Here is a 5,388-nt window from a genome sequence, read left to right on the forward strand (position 1 = left end):
AATCATACTGGCCACGCCCGCCTTGGCCAGGCCGGCGTCGGTGACGATCAGGGCCTTGCGAAAACCGTAGTTGCGAATGGCGACCATCGCGTCGTCAAGGCCAGGCAATGGCGCAGCGTGGTGGCCAGCAATGCCCACAGCAACATCAGCCAAAAGGGAATCAGCGGGCCCGGCTCACTGAATTGGAATACCCCCAGCGCGCGTAATGCGCTATCCAGCAGCGTGCCCGCCAGCATCACGCCGACGATCAGCGCGCCGTCCTCGGCCCACGAACTGATCCACAGCAGGTGGACCGCCAGGACGGCCAGCCCGACCAGTAACCAGGCGCTGTCGCCGCCCAACACACACGCAAACCAGCCGCACTGGAACAGCGCGGCATTCGCCAGCGGTTTAAGCACTGAAGCGCCCGAGCAACGGCGGGTTGATGGCTGCCGGCTTGGCCAGCAGCAACTGCGCGGTGCCGATGGTGCGCTCCATAAAGCCGCCTTCGCAGTAGCACAGGTAAAACTCCCACAACCGCAGGAAGTATTCGTCGTAGCCCAATTCCTTGAGGCGGCCGTGGGCACGGCGAAAGTTCTCATGCCACAAGCGCAGGGTTCGCGCGTAATGCAGGCCGAAATCTTCCATGTGCAGCAGGTTCATATCGGTGTCGCGGCTGACAATCTGCAGCATGTTCTGCACAGAGGGCAGGGCACCGCCGGGGAAAATATAGCGCTGGATAAAGTCGACGCTGTTCTTGGCCTGTTCAAAGCGTTGCTCGCGGATGGTGATGGCTTGCAGCAGCATCAGGCCATCGCTCTTGAGCAGGTGGGCGCACTGTTTGAAGTAGGTCGGCAGGAATCGATGGCCCACCGCTTCGATCATTTCGATGGACACCAGCTTGTCATATTGGCCGCTCAGGTCGCGGTAGTCCTGCAGCAACAGCGTTACCTGGTCTTGCAGCCCCATGGCGCTGATGCGTTGCTGGGTGTAGATAAACTGCTCCCGGGACAAGGTCGTGGTGGTGACCTTGCAGCCATAGTGGCGCGCTGCATACAGCGCCATGCTGCCCCAGCCTGTGCCGATCTCCAGCAGATGGTCGGTGGGTTTAAGCGAGAGTTTCTGGCAGATGCGCTCCAGTTTGTTCAGTTGCGCCTGTTCCAGGGTGTCTTCGGGGCTCAGGAACTGCGCCGCCGAATACATCATGGTCGGGTCGAGGAATTCTTCGAACAGATCGTTGCCCAGGTCATAGTGAGCGGCGATGTTTTTCTGTGAACCCTTGCGCGTATTGCGGTTGAGCCAATGCAAGCCTTGGGTGAACGGCCGCGCCAGTTTGGCCAGGCCACCCTCCAGTGCGTCGAGTACTTCCAGGTTGCTGACCATCACACGCACCACCGCAGTCAGGTCCGGGCTGCTCCAATACCCGTGGATAAACGCTTCGCCGGCACCGATTGAACCGTTGGCCGCCACCAGCCCCCACACCGCCGAATCGAGGATCTGGATTTCCCCCAGCAGGTGCGCTTCGCGGGCGCCGAACACTTGGCGTTCGCCGTCCTCGATCAGCACCAACTGACCGTGGCGCAATTGGCTGAGTTGACGCAACACGGCCTTGCGCAGCAGTGCGGTGGTCACGCCGTTGACGTTCAGGCGGTTGGCCTTGACCGATAAGTTAGGGGATTTCATGGCGGCGATCCTTGGTGTACCCGACTGCAGTGCGAGAGGCGCCATCGGCGGCCTGATGGGGAAAAATCGGTGTGCGTTTGAGCAACAGGCGCAGGGCCTGCCAATAAATCGCCAGGCAGGTCTTGGCGGTCATCCAGGGGAAGCGCCACAGGTAGCGGTGCAGGCTGGCGCGGTTGAGCGTTTCCTTGTGCAGGCTCAAGGTGGCATCGAAGACTTTTTGATCGCCCTGCCAATCGGCCATGTGTACGCCAAGCCTGGCAGCGGGCGGGCTGAAGCTCATGCGGTATTCCAAGTCACGCGGCAGAAACGGCGACACATGAAACGCCTTGGCCACGGCGAAATGCTGATGCTCGTCGGCGCCCTGCGTCAGGGCCGGCAGCACGTAGTGATAGCGTTCGCGCCATGGGGTATTGGTCACTTCACACAAGATCGCGGCCAATTGTCCGTCGGCCTCGAAGCAGTAGAAGAAACTCACCGGATTAAAAGCCAGGCCCCAACTGCGGGCCTGGGTCAGTAGGCAGATAGCGCCCTGGGGTGTGCGCCCCAGCGCCTTGCCGACTTCCTGGCGCACGGCATCGGTCAAGCTCATGCCGTGGCGCGTCAATTCACGCAGGTAATCCTGCTGGCGAAAGCCGAAGGCGGCCAGGCGACCGGCGCCGGCCAGGGGCGAGAGCCCGAGCACTTCGTCCTGTTCGCTTAAGTCCAGGTACAGCAAGCCGATGCGGTAGCGAAAGGCATGGGCCTTGGGCGCAAACCGTCGATGGGCGATCCAGCCGCTATACAGGGCGCTGTTCACAGGGCTTCTCCAAGCGCCCGGGCCACGCGCAGGGCGCTGACCACGCCGTCTTCATGGAAGCCGTTGGCCCAATAGGCGCCGCAATAGTAGGTGTGCTGCGCACCGCACAACTCTTCCCAGCGCGCTTGCGCGGCCACGGCTGCCAGGCTGTATTGCGGATGGGCATAGGTGTAGCGGGCGAGGATCTTCAGCGGGTTGATCATTGACGTCTGGTTGAGGCTGACGCAAAAGGTCGTGGCGCTGTCGATGCCTTGCAGGATGTTCATGTCATAGGTCACCGCCGCCTTGGTCTGCGGGTTGCCGCTGAGCCGGTAGTTCCAACTGGCCCAGGCCCGTTGGCGGTCGGGCAGCAGGCGCGTGTCGGTGTGCAGCACCACGTCGTTGTCGGCGTAGGGCAGGGCGCCGAGGATCTGCTGCTCGGCACTGCTCGGGTCGCCCAGCAGGGCCAGCGCCTGGTCGCTGTGGCAGGCGAACACGACTTTGTCGAAGGCTTCGGTGCCGGCGGCGCTGTGGATAATCACGCCGTCTGCGGCGCGCTCGACCCGATGCACGGGGCAGTCGAGGCGAATCTGTTCACGAAAGCCGCGGGTCAGCGGTTCGATATAGCTGCTTGAGCCGCCCTCGATCACGCACCATTGCGGGCGGTTGCTCACCGACAGCAAACCGTGGTTCTTGAAGAAGCGCACAAAGAACTGCAAGGGGAAACCGAGCATGTCCGCCAGGGACATCGACCAGATCGCCGCGCCCATCGGCACGATGTAATGCCGGATGAATCGCGGGCCGTAGCCGCCGGCGTCGAGGTAGTCGCCCAGGGTCATGTCGGCGCTGATGCGTTGCGCTTGCAGGTCCAGCGGCGCCTCGCGGTTGAAGCGCAGAATATCGCGCAACATGCCCCAGAACCCCGGCGACAGCAGATTGCGCCGCTGGGCAAACAGGCTGTTGAGGGTGTTGCCGTTGTACTCGAACCCGCTGCTGCGGTCGCACACCGAAAAACTCATCTCGGTGGGTTTGAACGTCACGCCGATCTGCCCCAGCAGGCGGATGAAGTTGGGGTAGGTCCAGTCGTTGAACACGATAAAGCCGGTGTCCACCGCATAGCGTTTACCCTCGACGGTCACGTTGACCGTGTGGGTGTGCCCGCCGATGCGGTCGCCCGCTTCGAACAGGGTGATGTCGTGGCGCCGGCTGAGCAGGTAGGCGCTGGTCAGCCCGGCAATACCGCTGCCGATAATGGCGATCTTCACAGGTCGTCCTTCTTCGGCGGCGGGCTGCGCAGCATGCGTTTGCCGATGATCAGTTGCGCGCGATTCGGCAGCTTCGACAGCGGCCACAAGGTGGCGATGAGCATCGCCGGGAAGGCGATCTCCAGCGGGCGCTTGTTCAGCTTGGCGAAGATATACCGTGCCGCCTTGTCGGCAGACCAGCTCAGCGGCATCGGGAAGTCATTGCGCTCGGTCAGCGGCGTGTCGACAAACCCTGGGCTGATCACGGTGACGTCAATGTTTTCCGGCGACAGGCTGATGCGCAGGGATTCGAACAGGTAGCGCAAACCGGCTTTGGATGCGCCGTAGGCTTCGGCGCGCGGCATCGGCAGGTAGGTCACGGCGCTGGCCACGCCCACCAGGTGCGGCGTGCGCCCGGCGCGCAACAGTGGCAGCGCGGCTTCGATGCAATAACTGCTGGCGAGCAGGTTGGTGCGTACCACGTGCTCGATGATCGACGCGTCGAATTGCTTGGCATCGACATATTCACAGGTGCCAGCGTTGAGGATCACTGTGTCCAGCGCCCCCCAGACCTGGGCGATGTTTTCGCCGATTTCGCGCACGGTCTGGCTGTTGGTCAAGTCGCCGGCCACGATCAGCACTTGGCCGGGAAAGCGTTGGGCGAGCGCTTGCAGCGGGCCTTTGGTGCGCGCACTCAGGGCCACGTGGGCGCCGCTGTTGAGCAGCTCCACGGCGAGGGAGGCGCCGATGCCACTGCTGGCGCCGGTTAGCCAATAACGACGGGCTGGTGTGAGGCTCATCCGATTCTCCTTTTCAGCCAACTGACTACACGGCCGACTACTGGCAAGTGTTCGTAAAGCATTGCGCCGGCATCGAAATAATCCCGATGGCGGTACACCTTGTCGCGCCACATCAGGTGCGAGCAGCCTTCCACCCGGATTACCTCGCCCTTGGCCAGGCGCGGGTGGCAAAAGCTCATTTTCCAGCGCAGGTAACCTTCGCCTTCGGCCACCTGGTCGAAGCCGTGGAAGTCGAAGCGCAACTGGCTGACATTACCGTACAGCTGCGCGAAATACTGGTGCAGCGCCGTGAGCCCATGCACGTCGTGCAGCGGGTCGGTGAAGGCGATGTCCTTGCTGTACAAGCTGTCGAGCAGGTGCAGGTTGTGCTTGTCCAGCGTGGCAAAGGCCTGGGCGAAGCGGCGCAGGAAGTCACTCATGTTCGGCTCCGACGGCCTGGCGCGACGGCAGGCTGCGGAACGCCGCCAATGCCCGTTCGCGGGAGTGTTTCAGGTCGACAATCGAACGCGGGTAATCGGCCACGCCGAACAGGCCGCCGGCAGCCTGCGGGTCGTGTACGTCCTTTTTATTCAGCGCCGCCAGTTGCGGCAGCCAGTGCTTGATGAACACGCCGTCGCCGTCGAATTTTTGCGACTGGCTCAGCGGGCTGAAAATCCGGAAATACGGCGCCGAATCGGTGCCGGTGGACGAACTCCACTGCCAGCCGCCGTTGTTGGCCGCCAGGTCGCCGTCGATCAGGTGGCGCATGAAGAAGCGCTCGCCTTCGCGCCAGTCGATCAGCAGGTTCTTGGTCAGGAACATCGCCACCACCATGCGCAGGCGGTTGTGCATCCAGCCGGTGTCCAGCAGTTGGCGCATGGCGGCGTCGATGATCGGCAAACCGGTGCGTGCCTGCTGCCAGGCGGCG

Annotated in this window: 6 protein-coding genes and 1 pseudogene; all 7 read right to left on the reverse strand. The window is 62.8% G+C overall.

What is annotated here, in order from left to right:
- Positions 1-86: 86 nt before the first annotated feature.
- Positions 87-398 (reverse strand): annotated as a pseudogene (locus L9Z73_RS24320) (DUF2878 domain-containing protein); the annotation flags it as partial.
- Positions 391-1,662 carry an SAM-dependent methyltransferase gene (locus L9Z73_RS24325; RefSeq protein ID WP_247406495.1) on the reverse strand — a complete coding sequence of 424 codons (1,272 nt, stop codon included), beginning with the start codon at positions 1,660-1,662 and terminating at the stop codon, positions 391-393. The gene L9Z73_RS24325 and the pseudogene L9Z73_RS24320, both read right to left, overlap by 8 nt.
- Positions 1,649-2,458 carry a DUF1365 domain-containing protein gene (locus L9Z73_RS24330; protein WP_247406497.1) on the reverse strand — a complete coding sequence of 270 codons (810 nt, stop codon included), beginning with the start codon at positions 2,456-2,458 and terminating at the stop codon, positions 1,649-1,651. The genes L9Z73_RS24325 and L9Z73_RS24330 overlap by 14 nt, the downstream gene beginning before the upstream one ends.
- On the reverse strand, positions 2,455-3,702 hold the full coding sequence (locus L9Z73_RS24335; RefSeq protein ID WP_247406500.1) for an NAD(P)/FAD-dependent oxidoreductase: 1,248 nt from the start codon (positions 3,700-3,702) through the stop codon (positions 2,455-2,457). The genes L9Z73_RS24330 and L9Z73_RS24335 overlap by 4 nt, the downstream gene beginning before the upstream one ends.
- Positions 3,699-4,481 carry an SDR family NAD(P)-dependent oxidoreductase gene (locus L9Z73_RS24340; protein WP_247406502.1) on the reverse strand — a complete coding sequence of 261 codons (783 nt, stop codon included), beginning with the start codon at positions 4,479-4,481 and terminating at the stop codon, positions 3,699-3,701. Before L9Z73_RS24340 ends, L9Z73_RS24335 begins: the two co-directional genes overlap by 4 nt.
- Positions 4,478-4,900: a nuclear transport factor 2 family protein gene (locus L9Z73_RS24345; RefSeq protein WP_247406505.1), complete on the reverse strand. Its 423-nt coding sequence runs from the start codon at positions 4,898-4,900 to the stop codon at positions 4,478-4,480. Before L9Z73_RS24345 ends, L9Z73_RS24340 begins: the two co-directional genes overlap by 4 nt.
- The coding region (locus tag L9Z73_RS24350) for an FAD-binding domain-containing protein (protein ID WP_247406508.1) at positions 4,893-5,388 on the reverse strand (496 nt) is incomplete at its 5' end. The genes L9Z73_RS24345 and L9Z73_RS24350, both read right to left, overlap by 8 nt.

Source organism: Pseudomonas emilianonis (assembly GCF_023072625.1).
Classification (GTDB): Bacteria; Pseudomonadota; Gammaproteobacteria; order Pseudomonadales; family Pseudomonadaceae; genus Aquipseudomonas; species Aquipseudomonas paraveronii.

Bases quoted from the DNA above. Each gene is read 5' to 3' on its own strand.
- L9Z73_RS24340 (WP_247406502.1), bottom strand. From the start codon at position 4,481: ATGAGCCTCACACCAGCCCGTCGTTATTGGCTAACCGGCGCCAGCAGT.
- L9Z73_RS24345 (WP_247406505.1), bottom strand. From the start codon at position 4,900: ATGAGTGACTTCCTGCGCCGCTTCGCCCAGGCCTTTGCCACGCTGGAC.
- L9Z73_RS24325 (WP_247406495.1), bottom strand. From the start codon at position 1,662: ATGAAATCCCCTAACTTATCGGTCAAGGCCAACCGCCTGAACGTCAAC.